The sequence below is a fragment of the Roseovarius sp. genome (assembly GCF_040223625.1).
Taxonomy (GTDB): Bacteria; Pseudomonadota; Alphaproteobacteria; order Rhodobacterales; family Rhodobacteraceae; genus Roseovarius.
This window is the reverse complement of record NZ_JAVKFX010000042.1, coordinates 21,391-47,110: the sequence shown is the minus strand read 5'-3', so window position 1 is coordinate 47,110 and position 25,720 is coordinate 21,391. Positions and strand designations below refer to the sequence as shown.

Here is a 25,720-nt window from a genome sequence, read left to right as displayed (position 1 = left end):
CCACACTTCCGGAGGTGACAATGGACCTTGGTATTTCGGGCCGCGCGGCCCTCGTTCTCGGCGGCTCGCAAGGGTTGGGCCTGTCCTGCGCGAAAGCCCTGGCCGAGGCCGGCGTGCGCGTCGCCATCAACGGCCGTGACGCGGCCAAGGCCGAAGCGGCGGCGCAGGAGATCGGCGGCGGCGCCATCGCCGTGCCCGGCGACATCGCCGACCCCGCGAACCGGACGGCCATCGTCGAGAAAGCCCGCGCCGCGCTCGGCCCCATCACCCTCCTTGTCACCAATGCCGGCGGCCCGCCCCCCGGCCCGGTGGAAAGCCATGCCGAAGACATCTGGCTCAACGCGCTGAAAACCAACATGCTCCCCGCCATCGACTTCGCCCGCCAATGCCTGCCCGACATGCGGGCCGAAAATTACGGCCGCATCGTCAACGTCACCTCCTTCACCGTGCGCGACCCGTACCCCAACATGGGCGTCGCCACCGGCGTGCGCGCGGGCCTCACCGGCGCCATGCGCAGCCTCTCGCACGAGATCGCGCCCGACGGCATCACCGTCAACAACCTGCTGCCCGGGCTGATGGACACCGGCGCGCTGGAACGGGTCTACAACGCGCAATCCAAGGCCAAAGGCATCACCCCCGAAGAGGCCAAGGGCGCCATGGCCGAAAGCGTGCCGATGCGGCGGCTGGGGCAGGGGGCCGATTTCGGCCCGGCCTGCGCCTTCCTCTGCTCGGTCCACGCGGGCTACATCACCGGCCAGAACCTGACCGTGGATGGCGGGCTGGCCCGGCCCCTGCTGTGACCCCCGAAGCGCGGCCCGGCCCACACTCAGAAGGCGTTGGCCTCCTGCAGCATCGCCTGCGCGATCTCGCCGCGCATCTGTTCCTCGCTGACGCTGCCCGTGGCCACCGGCACGGTCAGCGCGGCGGTCTCGCCCTGGAAGCTGATCGGCACGCCGACCCCGCCGATCCCCACCTTCCACGAATTGCGCACCGTCGCGAACCCGTCGGCCAGGCACGCCTCGAGCGCCCGGTCGAAGCCTTCCGTCGACTCGCCCCGCCGCGTCATGTCGGCCCGCAGCCGCCCGGCCAGCGCCCGGCGCTCCTGCAGGGGCAGGGCGGCCACCAAGGCGATCCCCGCCGCCGACACCTGCATCCTCAACCGCCCGCCGGTCGCCAGCCGCACCGACACCATGTTCGTCCCCGGCACCACGGCAACGAAGGTACAGTACAGCCCGTCGCGAATGGCCAGCGCCGCCGTCTCCCCTGTCTTCCGGCTCAGCGCCTCCAGATGCGGCCTTGCCCTGTCGCGCAGGCTCAGCCCCGCCAGCACCGGATAGCCCAGCGTCAGGCTCTTGGGCGTCAGCTCGTAGGCGCGGCCCGTACCCGTGGGCCGGATATAGCCCAAAGCGCACAGCGTATGGGTCAGCCGGCTCACCGTCGAGGGCGCCAGCCCCACGGCATCGGATATGGCGCGATTGCCGATCGGCTGGTGCGACCGGGACAAACATTCCAGGATCGCCAGCCCCCGCGCCAGTGCATCCACGAACTGCCGGTCGCCCTGTGCCATGCCGAAAACCTCCCGCCGTTGTATTCCGCTGTGCGGAATAGATTTCTGCAATTTCCCATTGCGTTTACCGCCTCCTTCGGGACATGTCGAGACCATCGGCACAAGCCGGTGAAAGGGAGGAAAAAATGCTGACAGGCGATATGCTCCGCCGCTCCGCCGAGCGGTTTCCGAACAAGCCCGCCATCCTCTGGCAGGGGCAGTCGACGAGCTATGCGGAACTGGACAAATCGGCCAACAGACTGGCCAACCGCCTGCTTGACGAGGGGCTTGCCAAGGGCACCAAGGTCGGCATGATCTCCCGCAACCGCACCGAGTACGGTGTTGCCTTCTTCGGCATCGCGCGGTCGGGTTGCGTGATGGTAAACATTTCGGTGCTCTATGCGCCCGACGAGCTCGCCTACGTGCTCGACAAGGCCGACGTGGAATGTCTCGTTTACGAAGATGTCTTCGCCGAGAAGATCGAGGCGGTGAAGGACAGGCTGCCGAAGCTGAAGAAACTGGTCTGCATCGGCGAGGGCGGCGACGAGACGTTCGAGAGCTTCATCGCCGAGGCCGGGGAGCACTACCCGGATGTCGCCATCGACGAGGACGACCCGTTCTGCATGACCTACACGGGCGGCACCACCGGCCGGCCCAAGGGCGTGCTCTGCAGCCACCGAAACCGCAACATCACCGCCCACACGGTGATGGTCGAGGAAGCCATAGACGAGCGCGACATCGTCGGCATCGTCACGCCGCTCTTCCACGTGGCGGCGCTCAACATCATGTTCCAGCCTGCGATCCTCGCCGGCGCCACCACCACCTTCCTCAGCAAATGGTCGGTCGAGGATTTCGCCGCCATGGCCAAGGAAACCGGCATGACCGCGCTCTTCGCCGTGCCCACCCAGCTTTCCATGGTGGTCAGCGACCCGAATTTCGACGCCAGCGCCTATTTCACATGGCGCAAGGTCTCCTTCGCCGGCGCCCCCATGCCCGACTGGGTCCAGTCCGAGCTGATGGAAAAGCTGCCCAACCTCGCCATCACCCAGATCTACGGCCAGTCCGAGATGGGCGTGCTCACCTCGCTCCGCGCCTGGAACCTGCCGGAAAAACTCGGCTCGGTCGGCCGGCAATGCTACAATGTCGACGTGGGCGTGATCGACCAGAACGGCAACAAGGTCGCCCCCGGCGAGATCGGCGAGATCGCCTCGCGCGGGCACAACGTCATGCTCGAATATTACAACGAGCCCGAGCAGACCGCGAAGTTCTGGCAGAACGGCTGGGCGCTGACGGGCGACGTGGGCACGATCGACGAAGAGGGGTTCATCACCCTGATCGACCGCTCGAAGGACATGATCATTTCCGGCGGCGAGAACGTCTATCCGAAGGAAATCGAAGACGTCATCTATGACCGCGACGAGGTCGCCGAATGCGCCGTCTTCGGCATCCCCGACGACAAGTGGGGCGAGGTGCCGGCGGCCTTCGTCATGCTGAAGGCGGGCGAGAGCCTCGACGAGGCCACGCTGGTGGAGCATTGCGCCCAGCGGCTCGCCCGCTTCAAGCGCCCCCGCCACGTGGAATTCGTCGACGACTTCCCGAAAACGCCCATCGGCAAGATTCAGAAGAACATCCTCAAAGAGCCATTCTGGAAAGGCAGGGAGAAGAAGATATGACCGACACCTATGAAGGCTACGAGCGCCTGAAATTCGACTGGCCGGCCGAGCGTGTCCTGCGCGTGACCATGGAAAACCCCGGCCGGATGAACGCCGCCGACAGCGTGATGCATGGCGAACTGGTCCGCATCTGGCGCGACATCGACGCGGATTCGCGGGTCAACGCGGTCATCATCCGTGGCGCGGGCGATGCCTTCTCGGGCGGGGGCGACCTCGAACTCGTCCGCGAAATGACGCAGGATTTCAACACGTTGAACCGTGTCTGGAAGGAAGCGCGCGACCTTGTCTACAACGTGATCAACTGCTCCAAGCCGGTCGTCTCGGCCATGGAAGGCCCGGCCGTGGGCGCAGGCCTTGTCGCGGGGCTGCTGGCCGACGTCTCCATCGCCTCGCGCACCGCCCGCATCATCGACGGCCACACCCGGCTGGGCGTCGCCGCCGGGGACCACGCCGCCATCGTCTGGCCGCTCCTCTGCGGGCTGGCCAAGTCGAAATACTACCTGATGACCTGCGATCCCGTCAGCGGCGAAGAGGCCGAGCGCATCGGCCTCGTCTCCCTCGTCACCGAACCCGAGGACCTGCACGACAAGGCGCTCGAAGTGGCCACCAAGCTGGCCAAGGGCGCCCCCGGCGCCGTGCGCTTCACCAAGTACGCGCTCAACAACTGGCTGCGCATGGCCGGGCCCACCTTCGACACCTCGCTGGCGCTCGAATTCATGGGCTTCAACGGCCCCGACGTGCAGGAGGGGCTCGCCTCCCTCAAGGAGAAACGCAAGCCCGATTTCGACCCCGAATCCCCGCTCTGAGCCGCCCCGGAGGCCCCCCGCAAGAACAGGAATGACGATGACAGACCAATCCGGCCCGCCCGAAGACATGGTGCTTCTCGAACATCCCGAACCGGGGGTCGCCGTGGTGCGCCTCAACCGGCCCGCCGTCAAGAACGCGCTCGACCTCGAGATCCGCAAGCGGCTGGCCGAGGTCTTCCGCACGCTCGCCGAAGAGCCCGACCTGCGCTGCGTCGTCCTCACCGGCGACGAGACCAGCTTCGCCGCCGGCGCCGACATTTCCGACATGTCGCGCATCTCGGCAGTCGAGATGTACCACCGCCACACCGAACGCCTCTGGGCCGCCGTGGCCGACTGCCCGGTGCCGGTGATCGCCGCCGTCAACGGCTATGCCCTTGGCGGTGGGCTGGAGCTGGCACTTCTCTGCGACATCTCGATCATCGGCCGTAGCACCAAGCTGGGCCAGCCCGAGGTGCGCGTCGGCATCATGCCCGGCGCCGGCGGCACCCAGCGGCTGGTGCGCGAGATCGGCAAGTTCCGCGCCATGCGCCTCTGCCTGACCGGAGAGGTCATCACCGCCGAGGAGGCGTGGGACATGGGGCTCGCCTCCAAGGTGGTCGACGACGACAAGGTCCTCCCCGAGGCGATGGACATGGCCCGCACCATCGCCTCCATGCCCCCCATCGCCGTCGCCCAGATCAAGGAGGTCATCCTGCACGGCATGGATGTCCCCCTCGGCGCCGCGCTGGCGCTGGAACGCAAGGCGGTGCAGCTTCTCTTCGCCACCGAGGACAAGGCCGAGGGGATGCAGGCCTTCCTCGACAAGCGCGCGCCCAAGTTCACCGGGCACTGAGCCCCCGCCAACCGCCCGCAGACCCGCCCGATCACGCAATCGTGGGCGGATTTCAGGCCCCTCTGCGCCGGATTCGGTTGGCACGGCGCTGGCATCGCTCCAGATAGGAATGGTATGGTCGGGCACGACACGACCTTGGTTGCGCAACCCCACGCACGAAAGGAGAGACCCCAATGCCATCCCCCTTCCTCAACCGCCGGACCCTCCTTGCCACCGGCGGCGCGACACTCGCCACCGGCGCCACGGGCCTTCTCACCCCCGCCATGGCGCAGGAGTATGCCCCCACCGCCTCGATGCGCGGCGGCGCCAACAACTACCGCCCCGGCGCCCCCATCGTCGAGCGCATCGGCGGCGGCGGCTTCTGGATGTCCGGTACCGTGCGCCGCGCGGGCGACGGCGCCCCGCTGGAAGGCCAGCGCATCCAGATCTGGGCCCACACCACCGAGGGGCACGAGCGCGACTGGCACAGCCACGGCGCCACGCTGACCGACGCCAACGGCGAATTCCGCCTCGAAATGCCCCAGATCGTGCCGGCCTTCGGCCAGCCCCACGGCCACCTCGCCTATGACAGCGAGGAGTACGAGACCGTCTTCCTCCGCCCCGTCATGTCGAGCGCCGGCGACACCAGCCTCGAGGCGCATTTCATCCTGCAACCCGCCTGATCCCCCGCCGGACCGCCGCCCGAATGCCCCTGCTGCGCGCCACCCTCATCTGGGCCGCCACCGCCCTCGTGCTGGCCGTGCCCCTGATCGCGGCGGCGCTCAGCCCGCTGCTGGAATGGCGCCAGCCCGTCTACATCGCCGCGGGCTTCGCGGGCGTCACCGGCATGGCCCTCCTGCTGATCCAGCCGCTCCTGATCGCGGGCCTCCTGCCGGGGCTCGACCCGCTGCAGGAACGCCGCATCCACCGCTGGACCGGCGCGGCGCTGGTCCTGTCCGTCATCCTCCACGTCGCCGGCCTCTGGCTCACCAGCCCGCCGGACGTGGTCGATGCCCTCCTCTTCGCCTCGCCCACGCCCTTCACGCCGTGGGGCGTCATCGCCATGTGGGCGCTCTTCGCCACCGCGATCCTGGCGTTCACCCGCCGCCGCCTCCGCCTCCGCTGGCGCACCTGGCGCATCGCCCATACCGCACTCGCCCTCGTCATCGTCACCGGCAGCGTCGTCCACGCCATCCTCATCACCGGCACGATGGAAACCGTCTCGAAGATCACCCTCTGCACCCTGGCCCTCGCCCTCACGCTCCGCGTCGCCTTCGACCCCGGCACGCTCAAACGCCTCCGCCGCGCGCGCTGATCACCCCCGCCGCGCCGCCTCGGCCCGCGTCGCCAGCCCGTCCACCACCCGGTGCAGCACCAGCGTCAGCACCGCCACCACGATCACCGTCGCGAACATCAGGTCGATCTTCGCCCGCCCGTTCGCCAGCAGCATCAGGTAGCCCAGCCCGCGCGACGCGCCCACCCATTCGCCGATGATCGCCCCGATCGGCGCGTAGACCGCCGCCAGCCGCAAGCCTGACAGCAACCCCGGCAGCGCCGCCGGGATGCGCACATGCCACATCACCCGCATCGGCCCCGCGCCCATCACCCGCGCCTGTTGCAGCCACGCGGGCGGCGTCGAGACCAGCGCGTCGAAGAAGGCCGAGGTCACCGGGAAATAGATGATCAAAAGCGCCATCGCCACCTTGGACCCCATCCCGTAGCCGAACCACAGCGTGAAGATCGGCGCCAGTGCAAAGACCGGCACCGCCTGGCTGAACACCAGCAGCGGCCGCACCAGCCGCCGCGCCGCGGGCGACAGCGCCAGCCCGATCGCCGTCACCCAGCCCAGCACCGCCCCCAGCGCCAGCCCCACCAGCACTTCCGTCACCGTGACCAGCGCGTTCTCCGCCAGCAGCACCCGGTTCTCCCACAGCGCAATGCCCACGCGGGCCGGCCCCGGCAGGATGAAATGCGGCACCTGCAACACCACCACCGCCGCCTGCCAGAGCGCCAGCCCGAACCCCAGCGGCAGCAGCGCCCACACCCCCCTCATGCCGCGTCCAGCAGCAGCCGGGTCAACCGCCCGGTCACCGCCAGCGTCTCGCCCGTATCCGGCGCGCGCGGGACCCGCTCGGGCGCCTCGACCGCCACCTCCGAAAGCCCTTTCCCGGTCAGCACGAAGACCCGCTCGCCCAGCCGCGCGGCCTCCGCCGGGTCATGCGTCACATGCAGTACCGTCCGCCCGCGCAGCACCTCCGCCGCCAGCTCCTGCATCCGCGCCCGCGTCGCCACGTCCAGCGCCGAGAACGGCTCGTCCAGCAACACCACGGGCCGATCCTCGTAAAGCGTCCTCGCCAGCGCCGCCCGCTGCCTCTGCCCGCCCGACAGGGCCCGCGGCTTCCGCCCCGCCAGCGCCCCCAGCCCCACGCGCCGCAACAGTTCCGTCGCCCGGGCCACATCCCCGCGCAGGCCGCGCAGCCGCGCCCCCAGCATCACGTTCTCCCGCACGCTCAGCCACGGCATCAGCAGATCCGCCTGCGCCATCATCGCCACCCGGCCCTGCAACGCCCCGCCATCGCTCGCCCGCGCCGCGCCGTCCAGCACCAGCCCGTCCCCCAGCCCGGCAAAACACTGCAACAACGTGGATTTCCCCGCCCCCGACGCCCCCAGCAGGCAGGTCCACCGCCCCGCCGGCACCTCCAGCGTCACCGGCGCCACAATCTCCACCCCGCCCGCCAGCACCCGGCCCGAGAAGCAAAGCCCCGGCGGCCCCGTCACGGGGAAAGCCCCATGTCCCAGAACCCCGCCTCCAGCCGCGTCGCCATCCCGAAGGTCCGGCACAGCCCCTGCCAGCGCGGGCTCGCCTGCGGATCGGGCCCCAGCCGCCGCGCTGCCGCCCCGTCGATCAGCGCGCCCACCTCGGCACAAAGCGTCTGGGTATCCGCCCCGCCATAGGTCGCGATCCACTCGGCATAGGGCGTCTCGCCCGCCTCCCTTGCCAGCCGCGCGCCGATCTCGCCATATCCCAGCACGCAAGGCGCCAGCGCCGCCAGCAGGTCGAGGAAATCGCCCGAATGCCCCGCATCCAGCACGAAGCGCGTATAGGCCAGGTTCTCCTGCCGCTCCTCGGCGGCAAAGAGCGTGGCCTCGTCGATCCCCGCCTCGGCGCAGATGCCGACATGCAACTGCATCTCCTCGTCGATCAGCGCCTTGGTCACCGCCGCACAGCTCCGCATCTCCCCGATCGTGCCGGCCTTCGTCACCGCAAGCGCCCAGGCGCGGCTGAAATGCACAAGGAAGATGTAATCCTGCACGAGGTAATGCAGGAACGCCGCGCGGGGCAGGGTGCCGTCGCCCAAGCCTTCGACGAACGGATGCCGCACATAGCGCGCCCACTCCGCCCCCGCCGCCTCGCGCCACAGGGGAAAGACCGTGCCATAGCTCATCCGTCCGCCCCCGGCGCATGGATCAGGGCCGAGACCGGCTTCACCTCCCCGATCAACCCCGCCTCGAACAGGAACCGCTCGAACCGCGCATAGCGGCCCGCATCCACCGCCGCCGGGCGCAGCGCAAACCGGGGCAGGGTATCCACCCACGCCTTCGCGTTCAGCTCGTCATCCAGCTCCCGCGAGGAGCCCGCGAACACCTCCCAGCTTTCCTCCGGATGGTTGACGATATACTGCACCGCCTCCTCCGTTGCTGCCAAAAACCGGGCGGCGGCGGCATCGTCCAGATGCTCCGGATTGGCCACGTAGACCAGCTCGTCATAGGGCGGCACGCCTTCCTCCTCGGGGTAGAAACAGCGCCCCGCCACCCCCTCGATCTCCATCTGGTTCAGCTCGAAATTCCGGAACGCCCCGATCACCGCATCGACCTGCCCCGACATCAGCGAGGGCGACAGCGACCAGTTCACGTTGACCAGCTCGATATCCGCCATCCCCAGCCCCGCGGGCTTCAGCATCGCCGACAGAAGCGCCTCCTCGACCCCCGCGACCGAGAACCCCACCTTGCGGCCCTCGAGGTCGGCCAGCGTCTTCACCGGCCCGTCCTCCCGCACCAGCAGGCAATTGAGCGGCGTCGCCACCAGCGTCCCGATGGCCTTCAGCGGCAGCCCCTCGGCCACCTGCAGATGCAACTGCGGCTGGTAGGATATCGCGATATCCGCCTGTCCCGAGGCCGCCATCTTCGGCGGGTCCGCCGGGTCGGCCGGCGCCACGATCTCCACTTCCAGCCCGTGCTCGGCGAAAATCCCGGTCTCCTGCGCGATGATGATCGGCCCGTGATCGGGGTTCACGAACCAGTCCAGCGCCACGGTCAGCCTGTCCTGCGCCAGCGCGGGCTGCGCCAGCAGAAGAAGGGGAAGGATCAGTCGTTTCATGCGGTCTCTCCGGTTTGGTCGCCAAGCGCGACAAGGGTAATCTCTCCGTCCCAGCGGGCGGCCAGCCGCTCGGCGGCCGTCCACGCCCGGAGGCCCGAGCGACAGCACAGCACCGCCCGCTGGCCGGGGGCGGGGCAGGGGCCGCCATCGCCCATCGCCTCGGGCGCGATGCGCCGGGCGAGCGGGTGCGCCAGCGGCCCTTCCTCGGGCGCGCGCAGGTCGATGACGAAATCGTCGGCGGCAATCGTCGCGGGGTCGATGAAGCCGGGCCGCCAGTCCGGTTCCGGCGCGCCGTCGAAGCGGAACCCGCCGAACCGGTGCGCCATGGCCTCGAAGCTCACCACCCGGCCCAGCGGCGAAGGCTCCATCCCCGCCGCCACCGCCAGCGCCATCTGCGCCTGCAGCCCGCCGATCACCCCCACGACCGGGCCCAGCACCCCATCCTCGGCACAGGACCCCAGCCGCTGCGGCAAATCCGGGAACACCGCCCGCAATGACGGCGCCCCGCCACAGAACCCGCCGGCATAGCCCTCCGTCCCGATCACCGAGGCGGAAATCAGCGGCAGGCCCTTTTCCGCGCACAAATCCGACAGCACGTAACTCGCCGCGAAACTGTCGGCACAGTCGAGCACCAGCCCGACCCCCTCCGCCAACACCGCCGCATTCCCCGGCCCCAGCACGTCCCGCACCGCCTCCACCCGGCATTCCGGGTTCAGCCCCGCCACGGCCTCCCGCGCCGCCTCCACCTTCGGCCGCCCGATATCGACCATGCGGAACAGCGTCTGCCGGTGCAAATTGCTCTCCGCCACCACGTCGCCATCGACAAGCCGGATCATCCCGACCCCGGCCCCCGCCATGTACTGCAAAACCGGCGCCGCCAGCCCGCCCGCGCCCACCACCAGCGCGCTCGCCGCCCGCAACCTTGCCTGCCCCGCATCGCCCAATTCCGGCACCGCCACCTGCCGCGCATACCGGCTCACCGCGTCACCCCCAGCCATTCGGCAATCCTTGCCTCCGGGTCGTCATGCCGCGTGATATCCGTCACCATCGACACGATATCCGCCCCCGCCCCGAACGCCTCCGCCGCCCGTTCCGGCCGCAGCCCGCCAATCGCCACCAGCGGCAAATCCCCGATCCGCGCCTTCCATTCCCTGACGCGTTCCAACCCCTGCCGATGCCACTTCATCTTCTTCAGCACCGTCGGCCACACCGGCCCCAGCGCCACGTAATCCGGCCCGACCCACAGCGCCCGTTCCAGCTCCGCCTCGTCATGGGTCGACAGCCCCAGCCGGATCCCCGCCCGCCGGATCGCCGTCACATCCGCCGTATCCAGATCCTCCTGCCCCAGGTGCACCCAGTCGCAACCCAGCTCGATCGCCTGCCGCCAGTGGTCGTTCACCACCATCACCGCGCCCGCCGCCCGGCACAGGTCCCGGCTCCGCGCCAGCTTCTCCAGAAGCTCCGCCTCGGGCAGGTCCTTGAACCGCATCTGCACCAGCCGCACCCCCAGCGGCAAAGCCCGTTCCAACCACGCGGGATCGTCGAAAATCGGGTAGAACCGGTCCAGCCTCATTCCAGCACCGCCAGTCCCAGCAGCGGGGTCGAGGGCGCCGCCATGTCCCGCGCCTCCATCGGGTCGGCCCCGTACGCCAGCCGCCCCGCCTCCAGCGCCTTCGCGAACCCCTCGGCCATCGCCGCCGGGTCGCCCGCCTTGGCCACGGCGGTGTTAAGCAGCACGGCATCAAACCCCAGCTCCATCGCCTGCGCCGCGTGGCTCGGCAGGCCCAGCCCCGCGTCTATCACCATCGGCACCTCCGGAAACTGCGCCCTCAGCGTCCTGAGCCCATAGACATTGTTCAGCCCCAGCCCCGTGCCGATCGGCGCCCCCCACGGCATCAGCACCTCGCAGCCCGCCTCCAGCAAGCGCCCCGCCAGCACCCCGTCCTCGGTCGTGTAGGGAAACACCCGGAAGCCCTCGTCGCTCAGGATACGCGCCGCCTCCACCAGACCGAAGGGGTCGGGCTGCAACGTGTCCTCGTGCCCGATCACCTCCAGCTTGATCCAGTCGGTGCCGAACAGCTCCCGCGCCATATGCGCCGTCGTCACCGCCTCGCGCACGCTGTGGCAGCCGGCGGTATTGGGCAGCACCGGCAGGCCCAGCCCCTCGATCATCTCCCAGAACGCGCCGCCATCGCCGCCCGCCGCCTCGCGCCGGATCGAGACCGTCGCCACCCCCGCGCCCGACCGCCGGAACGCCTCGGCCAGCACGGCGGGGGAGGGGTATTGCGCCGTCCCCAGCATCAGCGGCGAGGCGATCTCGGTGCCATAGAAAACCGGCATCTCAGCCTCCCTGCCGTGGTGCGAGGATTTCCAGCCGGTCGCCCTCGGACAGCTCGGTTCCGGCCCTTGCTCCGCCCGGCACGAACCGCTCGTTCACGGCGGTCGCCACCCTTGCTTGCGCATAGCCCAACTCCACCAGCGCCTCGGCCAGCGTCGCCCCGGCCACCTCTGCCGGCGCCCCGTTCACGGTGATCTTCATTCCATCAACTCCGGTGTTTTCATGTCCAGAAGGTGATCCGCCGCCATCCGCGCCAGCGCCGGCGCCAGCAGGAATCCGTGGCGGAACAATCCGTTGACATGCAGGCGGTCGCCCCGCCGCATGAGCCGCGGCAGGTTGTCGGCAAAGGCGGGCCTTGCATCGGCGCCGATCTCCAGCACCTCGGCCTCGGCGAACCCGGGATGCAGCGCATACCCCGCGTTCAGCAACTCGACGGTCGAGCGCAGGCTGGCCGGCCCCCGCCCGTCGCTCTCGATCTGGGTGGCGCCCAGCATGTAGACGCCGTCGCCGCGCGGCACCACGTAAAGCGGATGGCGCGGATGCAGCAGCCGCACGGTGCGCCCAAGGCGCACCCCGGGCGCCCGCAGCACCACCATCTCGCCCCTGACACCCCGCAGACCCGGCAGCACATCCCGCGCCGCCAGACCCCGGCAATCGACGACCTGGCCCTCCGGCGCCGCCTCCCGTTCCACCGTAACGCCCCGTTCGGCCAGCCGCTCGCACAGCGTTGCCAGCGCCGCCCGAGGATCCAGATGCGCCTCGCCCGCAAAATGCAGCCCCCGACCAAACCGCCCGCCCAGCTCCGGCTCCAGCGCGCCAACCCCATCGGCCGAAAGCGCCTCATGCCCCGCCGTCCGCCGCGCGAACCGGTCCAGCTCCGCCCGGTCCCGCCCCAGCGCAACCACCAGCGTCCCCTTCCGCTCTACCGGCACGCCCGCCGCCTGCCACCAGCCGGCCGCCTCCTGGCCCAGGCGCACAACCTCGGCCTCCGCCGTCTCGCCCTCGCAGTCGGGCGCCAGCATCCCGCCGGCCCACCACGAACAGCCCTGTCGGCCCGGCCCGCCGCCGGGGTCGATGAGCCGCACACGCGCGCCCCGCGCGACAAGCTCCGTCGCCACGCACAGCCCGGCCACGCCCGCGCCCAGAACGCTGACATCCACCGTCATCACCAGACCTCGTGGAAATGATGCACCGGGCCCTGTCCGTGGCCCACGCCTAGCCCGTCCGCCGCGGCAATCGCCCCGTGCAGCCAGCCATGCGCCCGGCCCACCGCATCTACCAAGGTCGCCCCCTTGGCCAGTTCCGCCGCAATCGCCGAGGACAGCGAACACCCCGTCCCATGCGTGTTGCGCGTCTCCAGCCGCGGCGCTTCGAACACCGTCTCGCCATCACCCGTCACCAGCACGTCACGACAGACCGGCCCCTCCGCATGGCCGCCCTTCATCAGCACGGCGCCCGCGCCCATCGCCCGCAGCGCCGCCCCCTGCGCCCGCACCTCCTCGGGCGTCTCCGCCACCGCCCGGCCCAGCAGCCTTGCCGCCTCCGGCAGGTTGGGCGTCAGCAGGCGCGCCCCCGGCAACAGCCGCTCGGCCACCGCCGCCACCGCCTCATCCGCCAGCAGCGCATCGCCCGACTTCGCCACCATCACCGGGTCCAGCACCACCGGCCCGCCGAACCCCGCCAGCGCATCGGCCACCGCCGCCACGATCCCGGCATCGCCCAGCATCCCGATCTTGACGGCGCCGATCCCGATATCCTCCAACACCGCGCCGATCTGCGCGGCCACGATCCCGGGCGACAGCATCTCCACCGCCCGCACGCCGCGCGTGTTCTGCGCGGTGATCGCGGTCAGCGCCGACGCGGCATAAACGCCAAGCGCCGAGGCGGTCTTGATATCGGCCTGGATACCGGCGCCCCCGCCGCTGTCCGACCCTGCGATGACAAGTAGTTTGGCGATCTGTCCCATCTGCGGCTCCGGTGTCGGGCACCGGTGCTCGGGATGGGGAAAACGGGCGGTTTGCGCGCGCGATCTCCGTTCCCTACGCCGGCATTGCCCGGATCAGGTTCGATGGGTTGACGCTTGGCCTCTCAGCCCCTCTTGCGGGGGCACCCCAACGGATTCGGGCGAACGTTAACTGCTTTGTCCGGGGCGGGCAAGCCGGCGCGCGCACAGGACGGAACGAACCGGGAGACAGGCGGGCCATCGCCTATCTCTGCAATAAGAGCGCCGGATAACATCATGCAAAGATTCAATAAAATCTCTCACCTCGAATCCTGACTATTTCTGTTTGTTATTCCCACCTGCTTGTGCCAGTACTTCGCCAAAACCGGGACAGGACAAAGGAAGACCTCGTGCGCACCTCACTCAACGCGATCCTTGCGGCCACCGCGATCGGCTTTCCCGCCTCGGCCCAGCAGGCGCAGAATTACGACCTCGGCACGCTCCAGCTCGAGGCCGAAAGCGACGACACCCTGCAACAGGACGGCTACGTCGCCCAGAGCGGCCGGCAGGCCACGAAAGTGGACACCGAGATCCGCCGCATCCCCCAGAACATCAGCGTAGTCACCGAGGACCAGATCGAGGATCAGCAGCCCCGCACCCTGCTCGATACGGTCGGCTATTCCAGCGGCACCTCGGTCAACAATTTCGGCTTCGACACCCGCTACGACGCGCTCTACCTGCGCGGCTTCCCGGCCTTCTACACCGGCCTCTTCCGCGACGGGCTGCGCCAGTATAACGGCCCCTCGGCGTGGTTCCGCAACGATCCCTACACCTACGAGGGCGTCGCGCTCCTCAAGGGCCCGGCCTCTTCGCTCTACGGCGTCAGCGGCCCGGGCGGGCTGGCCAACGTGGTCTCCAAGCGCCCGCTCGACTACCGCTTCCGCGAGCTGAAGATCACCACCGGCACCGATGACCGGGCCGAGCTGGCCTTCGATTTCTCCGGCCCGGTGGACGAGGACGGCAAGCTGCTCTACCGCCTCACCGGCCTCTGGCGCGACGCGGGCACGCCGCTGCCGGGCTACGACGACGACAAGATGCTGCTCGCGCCCAGCCTGACTTACCACTTCAACGACCGCACCCGGATCACCTTCCTCGGCGAATACTCCGAGGCCACGGTCGGCGGCACGGCGGCCTTCTACAACCCCAGCTACGGCACCGCCTCCAACCTCTACAACGGCGACCCCGCCTACAACGATTTCGACCAGACCCAGTGGCGCGCCGGCTACCAGTTCGAGCACGAGCTGACCGACGCGATCACCCTGCGCCAGAACCTGCGCTATGCCGAGGTCGACGCCGACCTCGAATACAGCGGCTTCTACGCGGCCGGCGGCGGCCTCGCCCGCTACTGGGGCCATTACGTCGAGGACATGCAGCAATTCACCGTCGACACCCATGCCGAGTTCGCCTTCTCGACCGGCGCGGTCGAACACGAGCTTGTCGCCGGCATCGACTACACCCGCGCCTCCTACGACGCCTTCTCCGCCGTCGGCTACGTCTCGGCCGCCGACACAGCGGCGATGCCGCTGCCCTATGCCGGCGGGCAGGAGAACGACCAGACGGGCGTCTACGTCCACGACCAGATCACCGCCGGCGCCTGGACGGTCTTCGCCAGCGGCCGCTACGACTGGGTCGACACCACCGCCCGCGACGCCACCGGCACCCGCACCGCCACCTCCGACGAGGCCTTCTCGGGCCGGCTCGGCGTGGCCTACGAACTGGCGAACGGCCTCACCCCCTTCGCCAACTACTCCACCTCCTTCTCGCCCAACGTGGGCCGCGTCTTCGACGACGTCACCTCCCCCGTCAGCCGCGCCGCCGAACCCACCCGCGCCGAACAGGCCGAGATCGGCGTCAAGTACGTCATCCCCGGCACCGACAGCCTGATCACCGCCTCGCTCTTCGACATCCAGCAGGAAGACGGCGTGGTCTTCGACACCTCCACCGGCGTCAACAAGCAGCGCCAGCTCGACCTGCACTCGCAGGGCTTCGAGATCGAGGCCCAGGCCAACCTGACCGAGGCGCTCCGCGTCACCGGCAGCTTCACCAAACTGAACGTCGAGATCGAGAAGGGCGCCGCCGGCACCAACGGCAACGACCTCTCGGCCATCCCGGAAACCAGCGCCTCGCTCTGGGCCTTCTACGAACCCCTGGCGGGCGCGCTCAAGGGCATCGGGATCGGCGGCGGGCTGCGCTACGTGGGCCCAAGCTGGGGCGACGACCAGAACACCTTCCGCAACTCCGAGAAACTCTTCGCCGACCTCTCCTTCACCTACGATCTCGCCCGCCACGGGGTGAAGGGCATGGTGCTGCAGGCCAACATCAAGAACGTCTTCGACGAAGACGGCCAGACCTGCAGCGCCGGCACCTGCTACCGCTACGAGGGGCGCACCGCGACCCTCGGTCTGAGGCACCGGTTTTGAGCACGCGCGCCCCCTCGGCGCCGGCGGTCGTGGGGGCGATCGGCGGCGTCTATGTCGCGCAAAGCGTGATCGGCGGGCTGACATGGTCGGGCCTGCCGGGCGTGCTGCGCGACCAGGGCCTGCCGCTCGACCGGATCGGCCTTCTGTCGCTGCTCGTCCTGCCCTGGGCGCTGAAATTCCTCTGGGCGCCCGCCGTCGAACGCTACCGCCTGCCCATGCGCGGCCGCCACCGCTCGGCGCAGATCGTGCTGGCGGGCGGGCTGGTCTCCATCGCCGGGCTGGCCGTTGCCGGGCTGATCGGCCCCGCGCCGGTGCTGCCGGTCATGGCGGTGCTGCTGGCCGTGGCCTTTGCCACCGCCACGGTCGACATTTCCTGTGACGGCTACGCCGTGGCCGCCCTGCGCGGCGGGCAATACGGCTGGGGCAACGCGGCGCAGGTGGGCGGCGCCTACGTGGGCTCCGCCATCGGCGGCGGGCTCTTTCTCGTGCTCGTCGACCGCGCCGGCTGGACCATGGGGGCAGGGGCCATGGCCGCCCTCGTGGCGCTGCTGATCCTGCCCTTCCTGCTCATCGCCCGCGCCGGCACGGACGAGACCCGCTCCCACGTCCCCCGCCTCGCCGACGCCCTGAACCGCCCCGAGGTCCGCCGCGGCCTCGCCATCGCGGCGATCTACGTGGTGGCGCAGAAAACCGCCATGGGCATGATCGGGCCGTTCTTCGTCGACGCGGGCTACACCCTCACCGATCTCGGCCTGATGAACGGCGCGGGCAGCCTCGGCCTCGGCCTTCTCGGCGCCCTCTTCGGCGGCGCGCTGGTCCGGAAACTGGGCAGCCGCCCGGTGCTGGCCGGCGCCGTGGTCATACAGGCGGCGCTGCTGGCGCTCGTCGCCCTCTCCGCCGCCACCGGCATCGTCGAGACGCGTCTCACGGCCCCCCTCGCCATCGCCGGCAGCGCGGCGATGATGGCGCTGGGCTTCGTGGCGCTCTACGCGCTTTTCATGAAATGGTCCGACCCCCGGCAGGCCGGCGTCGACTTCACCCTCTTTCAGTGCATGGACGCCGCCGTCACCATGGTCGCCGGCACGCTGGCGGGCATCGTCGCGGAACGCTTCGGCTACGGCATCTTCTTCGCCATCGCCGCCGCCATCGCGGTCGCGGCCCTGCCGGTCATCCTGAGGCTCAGCCGCACGCCCTGACGCCTCACCGCCCCACGGCCCCTTCGAGGAACCCGATCAAAAGCCCTTCCTGCGCCCGCAGCCCGCTCAGCTCGACCGCCTCCACCGCCTCCAGCCGCGCCTCCCGCGCCTCGGGCGCCATCTCGGCCAGCGCGATCACCTCGGGGTGGATGTAACTGCCCCGCGCGATGGCGGGCGTGTTGCCCAGCCGCTCGGCCGCCGCCTCGGCCATCATCGCGATGGTCAGCGGCCCGGGTGCCACAGCCACCCGGAACGCCGCGACCGTGCCGTTCCATGTCCGGAAACTCTTCGCCGTCGTCCCCTCGCCGCAGACCTCCTCCAGCAGCGCGTTCACCTGCGCCGGGCCGATGGCGTGATATTCCCCGTCCGGCCCCCGCCACGAGATCAGCTCGGCGCCGGGCAGGTCGCGCACCTTGTGCAGCGCCCGCAACAGCCGCGCCCCCTGCAAATGACAGGTCACCGGAAGCTGCCCCTTGCCCGGAAAGCTCAGCGTCACGCCGGTTTCGTCGAACCGCACGTGGCGGTTCTGCAGGGTGGTGGCGCCGAAACTCTCGTTCTCCTTGGCATAGCCGGCCGAGCCCACCCGGATCGACGCCCGGTCCAGCAGCGCCAGCACCGAGGCCAGCGCCAGCTCGCGCGATCCGGCGGGCGTGCGCAGCCCGGCAGCGATCCGCGCGCGAAGGGCGGGCAGGGTGCGCCCGAATGCGGCCAGCCCGTCATACTTGCGCCGCGCCCGCATCGCCTGCCAGTCGGCGTGATACCGGTACTGCTTGCGCCCCTTGGCATCGCGCCCCGTGGCCTGCAGGTGACCCAGCGGCTCGGGCGTGATCCAGACCGAATTATAGGCGGGGGGCACGGCAATCGCCGCGATGCGGTCACGCTCGACCGCATCGCGGATCAGGCTGCCATCCGGGGCGTGATAGCTGAACCCGCGCCCCCGGCGCCGGCGGGTGATCCCCGGCCGGTCATCGGGGTAGTACAGCAGCCCCTTGATACCTTTGGCTGTCATCGCGGCGGGATCACTCGCTGTCGACTTCGATCCCTGCCGGGTAATGCCGCCCGGCCATCTTCTCGAGCTCCTGTGCGGTCATCGACACGTAAAGCCGGCGGGCCGCATCCTCCAGCTCGTTGATCTTGGTATAGCCGCGCTTGGCAAGCAGCGCCGCGTCGGCAGCCTTCCGTTCATCCTGGGATATGAGTGCCATGGCTGGTCTTTCCTCCTGAAGCGCCGGTCTCATGCCGGACCGGGCATGGTCGGAAACCCACGACACGGCCCGGCGGTTCCCGCCGCCGGGCCTTCCTGCCTGATAGCGTACGGCATCGTTCCGCCGGTGCCGGGGTGTTGCGCGCGCTCCCACATCTCGTGGTGCCGGGGCGGGACGCCACATTAACCTCTCGCCCTGCCAACCCCCGCACCGACGCGATACCGACGAAATACCGACGTGATACCGACGTCGAACCCCCAGTCAAAAAAGGGCCGTTAACCTTCGAATCGGGGAAGGCCTGGTGCGAACTGCAGAACGCTCAGGAATTCGAACAGCATCTGCGCCCCGGCATGGGCGGTGTTGGTCGTCGCGTCATAGGCCGGCGCCACCTCGACCACGTCCCCGCCCACGAAGTCGATGCCCTTCAGCCCCCGGATCAGCGCCATCGCCTCGCGCGTGGTCAGCCCGCCGATCTCGGGCGTGCCCGTGCCGGGGGCAAAGGCGGGGTCCAAGCTGTCGATATCAAAGGAAAAATAGGTCGGGCCGTCGCCCACCACGCGGCGCGCCTCGGCGATGATCGCGTCAAGCCCCATCTCGCCGATCTCCCGCGTCTCGATCACCGTCATGCCGGAGATCTCCGAGAACTCCCAGATATACCCGGCCGAGCCGCGGATGCCGATCTGGATGGTCCGCTCCGGGTCCAGCACGCCATCCAGCACGGCATTCCGGAACGGCCCGCCATGGTGGAACTTCTCGCCCTCATAGGCCCCGCCGGTGTCGCAATGCGCATCGATATGCACCATCCCCACCGGCCGCTCCCGCCCCAGCACCCGCAGCACCGGATGCGACACGGAATGGTCGCCCCCGACCCCTACCGGCACCACCCCGGCGGCCACGATGCGTTCGACGTAACTCTCTATATCTGCATGACTTTTTGCAAGATCGAAGCGGCTGCGGAACGGCACATCGCCGATATCGGCCACCCGCATCTGGTGCAGCGGCGCGGTGCCGTGGGCGTCGTTATAGGGCCCCACCCGCTCGATCGTCCGCAGCGCCCGCGGCCCGAAACGCGAGCCGTTGCGATTGGTCACCGCAAGGTCCATCGGCATCCCGTAAAGCGCCACCTGAAGACCCTCGAGCGCCCCGGTCCCGTCACGCGAGGGCGCATCCAGCAGCGTCGGAAACCCGGCATAGGGCGCCGGCCGGTTGCCCCCCTGCGAGAAGATGTGATCGGCGACCTCCTGGTAGCGCGGGTCGATCATGTCGCCCCCGGTCTTGGCATCGAACTGCGCGCGCAGGGCGTCGAGCTTCTCTTGGGTCCAGGTCATCAGCGTCTCCATCCGGGTTGTCCGGCCGCAAGCCTGCCCCAAAGGGAACTCCAAGTATACTGACAATATTGACTCTTTTGGTGTGCAATCGGATGCCCGGTCGCCTGCCAAGGCAGTGCCCCTGTCCGCGGTGGTTCCCGCGCCCGCGCCACCTCGGAACCGGTTGCCCGACCGCTTGGTTGTCCCTGACAGGACACAGGAGACCCGGATGACCCGCCATGTTGCAGATGTCGCCGTGATCGGCGCCGGCACCGCCGGGCTCGCGGCCGAGCGCCACGCAAGGCGGCAGGGGGCCGAGACCCGGCTGATCGACCCGGAATTCGCCGGCACCACCTGCGCCACGGTGGGCTGCATGCCCTCGAAACTGCTGATCGCCGCGGCGGATGCCGCCCATGGCGCGACCGATGCCGACCGCTTCGGCATCCATGCCAGGGTACAGGTGGACGGCGCGCAAATGCTCGGCCGGGTCCGCCGGCTGCGCGACGACTTCGCCCGTGGCGTCCGCCAGTCGATCGCCGAACTGCCCGACGGCACCTGTCTGCGCGCCCGCGCCCGGTTCGAGGCGCCGGGCGTGCTGGCCCTCGACACTGGCGACACGGTCGAGGCCCGCGCCATCGTCATCGCCACCGGCGCCGCGCCCGACCTGCCGGGCCCCTACAGGGCGGTCGCCGACCGGGTGCTCACCAACCGCACGATCTTCGAGCTCGACGACCTGCCCGCCAGCATGGCGGTGATCGGCGCCGGGCCGCTGGGGCTGGAACTGGCCCAGGCGATGCACCGGCTGGGCGTGCAGGTGGAAGTGTTCGACGCGGGCGACACCCTCGCGGGCCTGCCGCCAGAGACGAGCCGCGCCCTCTATGCCATTCTTTCCGACAGCTTTCCCATCCACCTGAACCGCACACCGAAGCCCGCCCCCCATCCCGAAGGGGTGGAGCTGAGCTGGGACAGCCTCACCGCCCGCTTCGAGCGTGTACTGGTCGCCGCCGGCCGGCCGCCGTCGCTCGACGCGCTCGAGCTGGAGAACGCCGATCTCGAGCTCGACGACCACGGCACGCCGGTCTTCGACCCCGACACCCTGCGATGCGGCGACGCGCCCGTCTTCATCGCGGGCGATGCCAACCACGACCGCCCCCTCCTGCACGAGGCCTCGGCCGAGGGCACCATCGCCGGCTGCAACGCGGCCACATGGCCCGACGTGTCGGCCTCCCCCCGCAAGACCCCTCTCGCCATCTCCTTCACCCGCCCCGAGGCCGCCACGATCGGCACCATCCCCGACCCGGACGACGGCGCCCACTTCACCGGCTCCGCCGATTATGCCGACCAGGGCCGCGCCAAGGTGATGGGGCAGGCCCACGGCCTCGTCCGCCTCCACGCAAGCGCCACCGACGGGCGCCTCACCGGCGCCTCGCTCTGCGCGCCGGGGGGCGAACACCTCGCCCACCTCCTCGCCTGGGTGATCCAGCAGGGCCTCACGGCTTCCGACGTGCTCGACCTGCCGTTCTACCACCCGACCCTCGCCGAGGGCCTGCAATCGGCCCTGCGCGACATCTGCCGCCAGACCGAGCGCGCGAAGCCATGGCACCGCGACGACGACCCCCGCCCCGGCAGCGGTGGCGGTACGCCGGACGCCTGATCCGCAGCCACGGAAACCGAACCCAGCAGGAACAATCCCCGCCGGCCGGCGGTTGACCCGACACACGCCCCGAGACCGCCGCCGCCATCCGGAGACCCCATGCAGATCACCCTTACCGTCAACGGCACCGACCACGCGCTCGACCTCGACCCGCGCGTCACCCTGCTCGACGCGCTGCGCGATCACCTAGGCCTCACCGGCTCGCGCAAGGGCTGCGACCAGGGCCAGTGCGGCGCCTGCACGGTGCTGGTCAACGGCCGCCGCATCAATTCCTGCCTCGCCCTCGCCGTGATGCACGAGGGCGACGCCATCACCACCGTCGAGGGCCTTTCCAACCGATCCCTCTCACCGCTGCAGAAGGCCTTCATCGAGCATGACGGCTTCCAGTGCGGCTACTGCACCCCCGGCCAGATATGCTCCGCCACCGCCATGCTCGACGAGCTCGACGCCGGCTGGCCCAGCCATGTCAGCCCCTCGCTCGACCGCCCCTGCGAGCTGACCGAGGCCGAGCTTGCCGAACGGATGAGCGGCAATCTTTGCCGCTGCTCCTGCTACCCCGGCATCAACGCCGCCATCAGAGACGCCAAGGAACGCCAGGCATGAAACCTTTCGATTTCCTGCGCGCAGAGGACACCACCGCCGCCTGCGAGGCCGGCTTCGGGCGTGGCGCCGCCTTTATCGCCGGCGGCACCAACCTTCTCGATCTCATGAAGCTCGAGGTGATGGCGCCCGACAAGCTGGTCGATGTCACCCGCCTCGGCCTTGACCGGATCGAGGAGGAGGATGGCGGGTTGCGCATCGGCGCCACTTTGACCAATTCCGACCTCGCCGCCGATATGCGCGTCCGCCGCGACTGGCCGGTCCTGTCGCGCGCGCTGCTCGCCGGTGCCTCGGGCCAGTTGCGCAACAAGGCCACCACCGGCGGCAACCTGCTGCAACGCACCCGCTGCCCTTATTTCTACGACACCGACACCCCCTGCAACAAACGCACCCCCGGCGAGGGCTGCGCCGCGCTGGGCGGTGAAACCCGCAACCACGCCATTCTCGGCACGTCCGAACACTGCATCGCGCTCCATCCCAGCGACATGGCCGTGGCCCTGCGCGCGCTCGACGCCCAGGTCGAGGTGCAATCCCCCGAAGGCCACCGCCGCGCCTATGACATGGACAATTTCTACTGCCTGCCCGGCGACACCCCGCATATCGAAACCATGCTCGAACCGGGCGACCTGATCACCTCCGTCTTCCTGCCCGCCCCGAAAGGCGACCGGCAGGTCTATCGCAAGGTGCGCGATCGCGCCTCCTATGCCTTCGCGCTGGTCTCGGTGGCCGCGGTAATCCGGATGGAGGAGGGCAGGATCGCCCATGCGGCCATCGGCTTCGGCGGGCTCGCGCCTCAGCCCTGGCGCGATATCGAGGTTGACGCGACCCTTACCGGCGCCACACCCTCGGCGGCGCTGTTCGAGAAAGCCGCCGACATCCTGCTGCAGGGCGCCGAAACCCATGGCGGCGACGATTTCAAGATACCGCTGGCACGGCGCCTCCTTCCCGCCGTGCTCGAGGAGGCGACGGCATGACCATCCAGATCAAGCTCGACGACAAGTCCGAAGACCGCGCCGACAGCCTCGCGCAGGGGCTGCTCGGCACCCCGGCCGACCGGCCCGAAGGCCACCTGAAGGTCACCGGCGCCGCCACCTACGCGGCCGACGACATTCCCGAGGGCTGCGCCTTCGGCGTGCTGGTGCGCGCGCCGGGGCAGGGGGCGCTGAGCGTCGCCAATTCCGAGGATATCCGCGCCATGAAAGGCGTGCTCGCGGTGATCCGCGACCCCCGGATGATCCGCAATTCCGCCCAGGGCACCGCCAACGAAGCCCCCGTTCAGGGCGTCGACACCGCCGCCTATACCGGCCAGCCCATCGCCCTCGTCGTCGCCGAAAGCTTCGAACAGGCCCGCCACGCGGCCAATGCGCTGAAGCTCACCGCGGACGGCCCCCCCGGCCCGGTCGACCCGCAGGCCGTGGAACCGGAAGGCGAACCGGACGGGCAGGGCGATCTTGACGCCGCCATGGCCGACGCGCCCCATACCGTAGACGCCGAGTACACCACCGCCGGCCACTCCAGCGCCCCGATGGAGCCCCACGCCGCCGTGGCCGCGTGGGACGGCGAGAACCTGACGGTCCGCGCCTCGCTCCAGATGCTGAAATACAACCGCAATGAACTGGCCGACTGCCTCGGCATCGACGCGGCCAGAGTGCGGCTGCTCTCGCCTTACGTCGGCGGCGGCTTCGGCTCCAAGCTCGGTATATCCGCCGAAACCGTCGCCGCCGCCATCGCCGCGAAAGAGCTCGACCGCCCCGTCCGCGTGGTTCAGCACCGCCGGCAGGTCTTCGAGACCATCACCCGCCGCTCGGAGACGCGCCAGCGCATCCGGCTGGCTGGCGATGCCGAGGGGCGCCTCACCGGGCTCGGCCACGAGGCGCTCGTCTCCAACCTCCCCGACGAATCCTTCGCCGAGCCGGTGACCCAGGCCAGCACCTTCGCCTATGCCGCCGCCAACCGGCTGATCGGCGAACGCGTCGCGCGGCTCCACCGGCCCGCGGCCGGCTCCGTCCGCGCGCCGGGCGAGGCGGTGGGCGTCACCGCCTTCGAATGCGCGATGGACGAACTGGCGGTCCAACTGGGCCTCGATCCCATCGAGCTGCGCCTGCGCAACATCCCCGAGAAGGACCCGCAAAGCGGCATCCCCTTCTCCTCCCACATGCTGGCCGAAACCCTGCAGGACGGCGCGAAACGCTTCGGTTGGCAGGACCGCGACCCCGCCCCGCGCCAACAGCGTGACGGCGAATGGTGGATCGGCACCGGCATGGCCGCCGCCTTCCGCGTCAACATCCTGTCCGAGGCCGAGGCCCGTGTCACCCTGACCGCCGGGGGCGCGCTCGTGGAAACGGACATGACCGATCTCGGCACCGGCACCTACGCCATCCTGACCCAGATCGCGGGCGAGGCGCTGGGCCTGCCCGCCGACCGCGTGACGGTGAAGCTGGGCGACACCGAGTATCCGCCGGGCTCGGGCTCCGGCGGCTCGTGGGGCGCGGCCTCGACCGGCAACGCCGTCTGGCTCGCCGCGCTCGACCTCCGCCAGCAGTTGGCGTCGAAGATGGAGTGCGACGAGGGCGAGCTGACCCTGAAGGACGGTCAGGCGACCTGCGGCAACACCACCCGCGCGCTTTCCGACCTGTTGGGCGGCGACACGCTCACCGGCCACGGCCATATCGACGCCGGCAAGGCCTTCGAGGATGTCCGACAATCCACCTTCGGCGCCCATTTCGCCGAGGTCGCGGTCAACGACATCACCGGCGAGATCCGCGTGCGCCGAATGCTGGGCAGCTTCGCCGCCGGCCGCATCCTCAACGAGAAAACCGCCCGCAGCCAGTGCCACGGCGGCATGACCTGGGGCATCGGCATGGCCCTGACCGAAGGGCTGACCCACGACCGCCGCGACGGCCACATCGTCAACCGAGACCTCGCCGAATACCACGTCGCCACCAATGCCGACGTCCCCCCGCTCGAGGTGCATTTCGTGGAAGAGCGCGACCCCTGGGCCGGGCCGATGCAGTCGAAAGGGCTGGGCGAGCTCGGCATCTGCGGGGCCGGCGCGGCGGTGCTCAACGCCGTGCACCATGCCTGCGGCGTCCGCCTCCGCGACATGCCGGCCACCCCCGACAGGGTGCTGGCCGGGCTGGAGCGCCTCTGACCGGCGGGCCTGTCCAGAGACCTTGAACATGAAAAAGGCCCCGCGACGGCTGAGCGTCGCGGGGCCTTTCGTCGGTTTCGCAGGGATCAGCCCGAAATCTGCTCGAGCGCAGCCCCGGCTGCCGACGGATCGCCGTCATGCGACAAGTCGCCCAGCGAGACGATCCCGACCAGGGTCTTGTCACGGTCGACCACCGGCATCCGGCGAACCTGCCGTTCGCCCATGTTGCGGGCCACCTCGGCGACCTCCTGATCGTCGAAGCAATACAGGAGCTCGTCCGACATGACCTCCGACACCTTGGCATCGGCCGTCTTGCCGCGGGCAAGCCCGTTGACCACGATATCGCGGTCGGTCACCGTGCCCACGAGCCGCTCGTTCTCGCCCACCGGCACGAAGCCGGTGTTCAGGCGCTGCATGATCTCGGCCGCTTCGCCCACCGATTGCTGCGGGGTCAGCGTGACCGCGTGTTTGCTCATGACTTCCTTCACGTACATGGCTGCCTCCTTTGAATGGCGTGCAGCGGAGTGTCGTCCGCTGCTCCCCGGGAAACGGATGGGCCGCGGGTGATGTTCCAGTTTTCGGCAATGATCGGCCGTGATTGCGGTTCGTTTCACCTGGGAGCAGAAATGATTA

At 69.7% G+C, this 25,720-nt stretch carries 27 protein-coding genes and 1 riboswitch; of the genes, 12 read left to right on the top strand and 15 right to left on the bottom strand.

Annotated features, from left to right (window positions below; genetic code table 11):
- Window positions 1–20 precede the first annotated feature (20 nt).
- Entirely contained in the window at window positions 21–800 is a 780-nt protein-coding gene (locus RLN94_RS13060; protein ID WP_350129687.1) for an SDR family oxidoreductase, read from the top strand.
- Between the two features lie 26 nt (window positions 801–826).
- Here RLN94_RS13060 and RLN94_RS13055 read toward each other — a convergent pair whose 3' ends face one another.
- A complete protein-coding gene (locus RLN94_RS13055) occupies window positions 827–1,567 on the bottom strand; it encodes an IclR family transcriptional regulator (RefSeq protein ID WP_350129684.1) in 741 nt (246 codons plus the stop codon).
- Window positions 1,568–1,692: 125 nt separating this feature from the next.
- Between RLN94_RS13055 and RLN94_RS13050 the strand changes: the two genes are divergently transcribed.
- The 5 genes from RLN94_RS13050 to RLN94_RS13030 all read left to right on the top strand — a co-directional run bounded on the left by RLN94_RS13050 (window position 1,693) and on the right by RLN94_RS13030 (window position 6,151).
- On the top strand, window positions 1,693–3,219 hold the full coding sequence (locus RLN94_RS13050; protein ID WP_350129681.1) for a long-chain-fatty-acid--CoA ligase: 1,527 nt from the start codon (window positions 1,693–1,695) through the stop codon (window positions 3,217–3,219).
- Window positions 3,216–4,025 (top strand): enoyl-CoA hydratase/isomerase family protein, encoded by an 810-nt coding sequence (locus tag RLN94_RS13045; RefSeq protein ID WP_350158923.1) that lies wholly within the window; start codon window positions 3,216–3,218, stop codon window positions 4,023–4,025. The genes RLN94_RS13050 and RLN94_RS13045 overlap by 4 nt, the downstream gene beginning before the upstream one ends.
- Window positions 4,026–4,062: 37 nt before the next feature.
- The gene (locus tag RLN94_RS13040) at window positions 4,063–4,857 is read left to right on the top strand and encodes an enoyl-CoA hydratase-related protein (RefSeq protein WP_350158922.1); all 795 of its coding nucleotides are present in this window, start codon (window positions 4,063–4,065) and stop codon (window positions 4,855–4,857) included.
- A 173-nt stretch (window positions 4,858–5,030) separates the two neighbouring features.
- The gene (locus tag RLN94_RS13035; protein WP_350131137.1) at window positions 5,031–5,519 is read left to right on the top strand and encodes a peptidase associated/transthyretin-like domain-containing protein; all 489 of its coding nucleotides are present in this window, start codon (window positions 5,031–5,033) and stop codon (window positions 5,517–5,519) included.
- A 23-nt stretch (window positions 5,520–5,542) separates the two neighbouring features.
- Window positions 5,543–6,151, top strand: coding sequence for a ferric reductase-like transmembrane domain-containing protein (locus RLN94_RS13030; RefSeq protein WP_350131139.1), 609 nt, complete (start codon window positions 5,543–5,545; stop codon window positions 6,149–6,151).
- On the opposite strand, the gene RLN94_RS13025 is transcribed toward RLN94_RS13030, so the two are convergent.
- From RLN94_RS13025 to thiD, 10 genes are read right to left on the bottom strand one after another with little or no spacing between them, the layout of a single operon-like run.
- The gene (locus RLN94_RS13025; protein WP_350131141.1) at window positions 6,152–6,889 is read right to left on the bottom strand and encodes an ABC transporter permease; all 738 of its coding nucleotides are present in this window, start codon (window positions 6,887–6,889) and stop codon (window positions 6,152–6,154) included. It lies immediately after the preceding gene.
- Complete coding sequence (locus RLN94_RS13020; protein ID WP_502949425.1) at window positions 6,886–7,614, bottom strand: ABC transporter ATP-binding protein; 729 nt, start codon at window positions 7,612–7,614, stop codon at window positions 6,886–6,888. The genes RLN94_RS13025 and RLN94_RS13020 overlap by 4 nt, the downstream gene beginning before the upstream one ends.
- Window positions 7,611–8,282 carry a TenA family protein gene (locus RLN94_RS13015; RefSeq protein WP_350131143.1) on the bottom strand — a complete coding sequence of 224 codons (672 nt, stop codon included), beginning with the start codon at window positions 8,280–8,282 and terminating at the stop codon, window positions 7,611–7,613. The genes RLN94_RS13020 and RLN94_RS13015 overlap by 4 nt, the downstream gene beginning before the upstream one ends.
- A complete protein-coding gene (locus RLN94_RS13010) occupies window positions 8,279–9,214 on the bottom strand; it encodes an ABC transporter substrate-binding protein (RefSeq protein ID WP_350131145.1) in 936 nt (311 codons plus the stop codon). Before RLN94_RS13010 ends, RLN94_RS13015 begins: the two co-directional genes overlap by 4 nt.
- Entirely contained in the window at window positions 9,211–10,212 is a 1,002-nt protein-coding gene (locus tag RLN94_RS13005; protein ID WP_350131147.1) for a HesA/MoeB/ThiF family protein, read from the bottom strand. The genes RLN94_RS13010 and RLN94_RS13005 overlap by 4 nt, the downstream gene beginning before the upstream one ends.
- Window positions 10,191–10,787 carry a thiamine phosphate synthase gene (locus RLN94_RS13000; RefSeq protein WP_350131149.1) on the bottom strand — a complete coding sequence of 199 codons (597 nt, stop codon included), beginning with the start codon at window positions 10,785–10,787 and terminating at the stop codon, window positions 10,191–10,193. The genes RLN94_RS13005 and RLN94_RS13000 overlap by 22 nt, the downstream gene beginning before the upstream one ends.
- Window positions 10,784–11,554 (bottom strand): thiazole synthase, encoded by a 771-nt coding sequence (locus RLN94_RS12995; RefSeq protein ID WP_350131151.1) that lies wholly within the window; start codon window positions 11,552–11,554, stop codon window positions 10,784–10,786. Before RLN94_RS12995 ends, RLN94_RS13000 begins: the two co-directional genes overlap by 4 nt.
- 1 nt (window position 11,555) lies before the next feature.
- Window positions 11,556–11,753, bottom strand: a complete 198-nt coding sequence (gene thiS / locus RLN94_RS12990) for a sulfur carrier protein ThiS (RefSeq protein ID WP_350131153.1) — start codon at window positions 11,751–11,753, stop codon at window positions 11,556–11,558.
- Window positions 11,750–12,718, bottom strand: a complete 969-nt coding sequence (locus tag RLN94_RS12985) for an FAD-dependent oxidoreductase (RefSeq protein ID WP_350131155.1) — start codon at window positions 12,716–12,718, stop codon at window positions 11,750–11,752. The genes thiS and RLN94_RS12985 overlap by 4 nt, the downstream gene beginning before the upstream one ends.
- Window positions 12,718–13,518 carry a bifunctional hydroxymethylpyrimidine kinase/phosphomethylpyrimidine kinase gene (thiD, locus tag RLN94_RS12980; protein WP_350131157.1) on the bottom strand — a complete coding sequence of 267 codons (801 nt, stop codon included), beginning with the start codon at window positions 13,516–13,518 and terminating at the stop codon, window positions 12,718–12,720. The genes RLN94_RS12985 and thiD overlap by 1 nt, the downstream gene beginning before the upstream one ends.
- Before the next feature lie 53 nt (window positions 13,519–13,571).
- Window positions 13,572–13,676: riboswitch (TPP riboswitch) on the bottom strand.
- Between the two features lie 228 nt (window positions 13,677–13,904).
- Between thiD and RLN94_RS12975 the strand changes: the two genes are divergently transcribed.
- Together RLN94_RS12975 and RLN94_RS12970 are read left to right on the top strand one after the other, a co-directional pair.
- Window positions 13,905–15,974: a TonB-dependent siderophore receptor gene (locus tag RLN94_RS12975; RefSeq protein ID WP_350131159.1), complete on the top strand. Its 2,070-nt coding sequence runs from the start codon at window positions 13,905–13,907 to the stop codon at window positions 15,972–15,974.
- Window positions 15,971–17,170 carry an MFS transporter gene (locus tag RLN94_RS12970; RefSeq protein WP_350131161.1) on the top strand — a complete coding sequence of 400 codons (1,200 nt, stop codon included), beginning with the start codon at window positions 15,971–15,973 and terminating at the stop codon, window positions 17,168–17,170. The genes RLN94_RS12975 and RLN94_RS12970 overlap by 4 nt, the downstream gene beginning before the upstream one ends.
- 4 nt (window positions 17,171–17,174) lie before the next feature.
- Here the strand turns inward: RLN94_RS12970 and RLN94_RS12965 are convergent, their stop codons facing one another.
- From RLN94_RS12965 to speB, 3 genes are all read right to left on the bottom strand, one after another.
- Entirely contained in the window at window positions 17,175–18,179 is a 1,005-nt protein-coding gene (locus RLN94_RS12965) for a DNA topoisomerase IB (protein ID WP_350131163.1), read from the bottom strand.
- A 10-nt stretch (window positions 18,180–18,189) separates the two neighbouring features.
- Window positions 18,190–18,375, bottom strand: a complete 186-nt coding sequence (locus RLN94_RS12960; protein WP_350131165.1) for a DUF3008 family protein — start codon at window positions 18,373–18,375, stop codon at window positions 18,190–18,192.
- Between the two features lie 275 nt (window positions 18,376–18,650).
- On the bottom strand, window positions 18,651–19,703 hold the full coding sequence (speB, locus tag RLN94_RS12955; RefSeq protein ID WP_350131167.1) for an agmatinase: 1,053 nt from the start codon (window positions 19,701–19,703) through the stop codon (window positions 18,651–18,653).
- Between the two features lie 208 nt (window positions 19,704–19,911).
- Between speB and RLN94_RS12950 the strand changes: the two genes are divergently transcribed.
- The 4 genes from RLN94_RS12950 (at window position 19,912) to RLN94_RS12935 (ending at window position 25,087) form a co-directional block, all read left to right on the top strand.
- Window positions 19,912–21,336 (top strand): dihydrolipoyl dehydrogenase, encoded by a 1,425-nt coding sequence (locus RLN94_RS12950; protein ID WP_350131169.1) that lies wholly within the window; start codon window positions 19,912–19,914, stop codon window positions 21,334–21,336.
- 99 nt (window positions 21,337–21,435) lie between these two features.
- Window positions 21,436–21,939 (top strand): 2Fe-2S iron-sulfur cluster-binding protein, encoded by a 504-nt coding sequence (locus RLN94_RS12945; protein WP_350131171.1) that lies wholly within the window; start codon window positions 21,436–21,438, stop codon window positions 21,937–21,939.
- Complete coding sequence (locus RLN94_RS12940; RefSeq protein ID WP_350131173.1) at window positions 21,936–22,910, top strand: FAD binding domain-containing protein; 975 nt, start codon at window positions 21,936–21,938, stop codon at window positions 22,908–22,910. Before RLN94_RS12945 ends, RLN94_RS12940 begins: the two co-directional genes overlap by 4 nt.
- Window positions 22,907–25,087: a xanthine dehydrogenase family protein molybdopterin-binding subunit gene (locus RLN94_RS12935; RefSeq protein WP_350131175.1), complete on the top strand. Its 2,181-nt coding sequence runs from the start codon at window positions 22,907–22,909 to the stop codon at window positions 25,085–25,087. The genes RLN94_RS12940 and RLN94_RS12935 overlap by 4 nt, the downstream gene beginning before the upstream one ends.
- 86 nt (window positions 25,088–25,173) lie before the next feature.
- Here the strand turns inward: RLN94_RS12935 and RLN94_RS12930 are convergent, their stop codons facing one another.
- Window positions 25,174–25,581: a CBS domain-containing protein gene (locus RLN94_RS12930; protein WP_350131177.1), complete on the bottom strand. Its 408-nt coding sequence runs from the start codon at window positions 25,579–25,581 to the stop codon at window positions 25,174–25,176.
- Window positions 25,582–25,720: the final 139 nt, after the last annotated feature.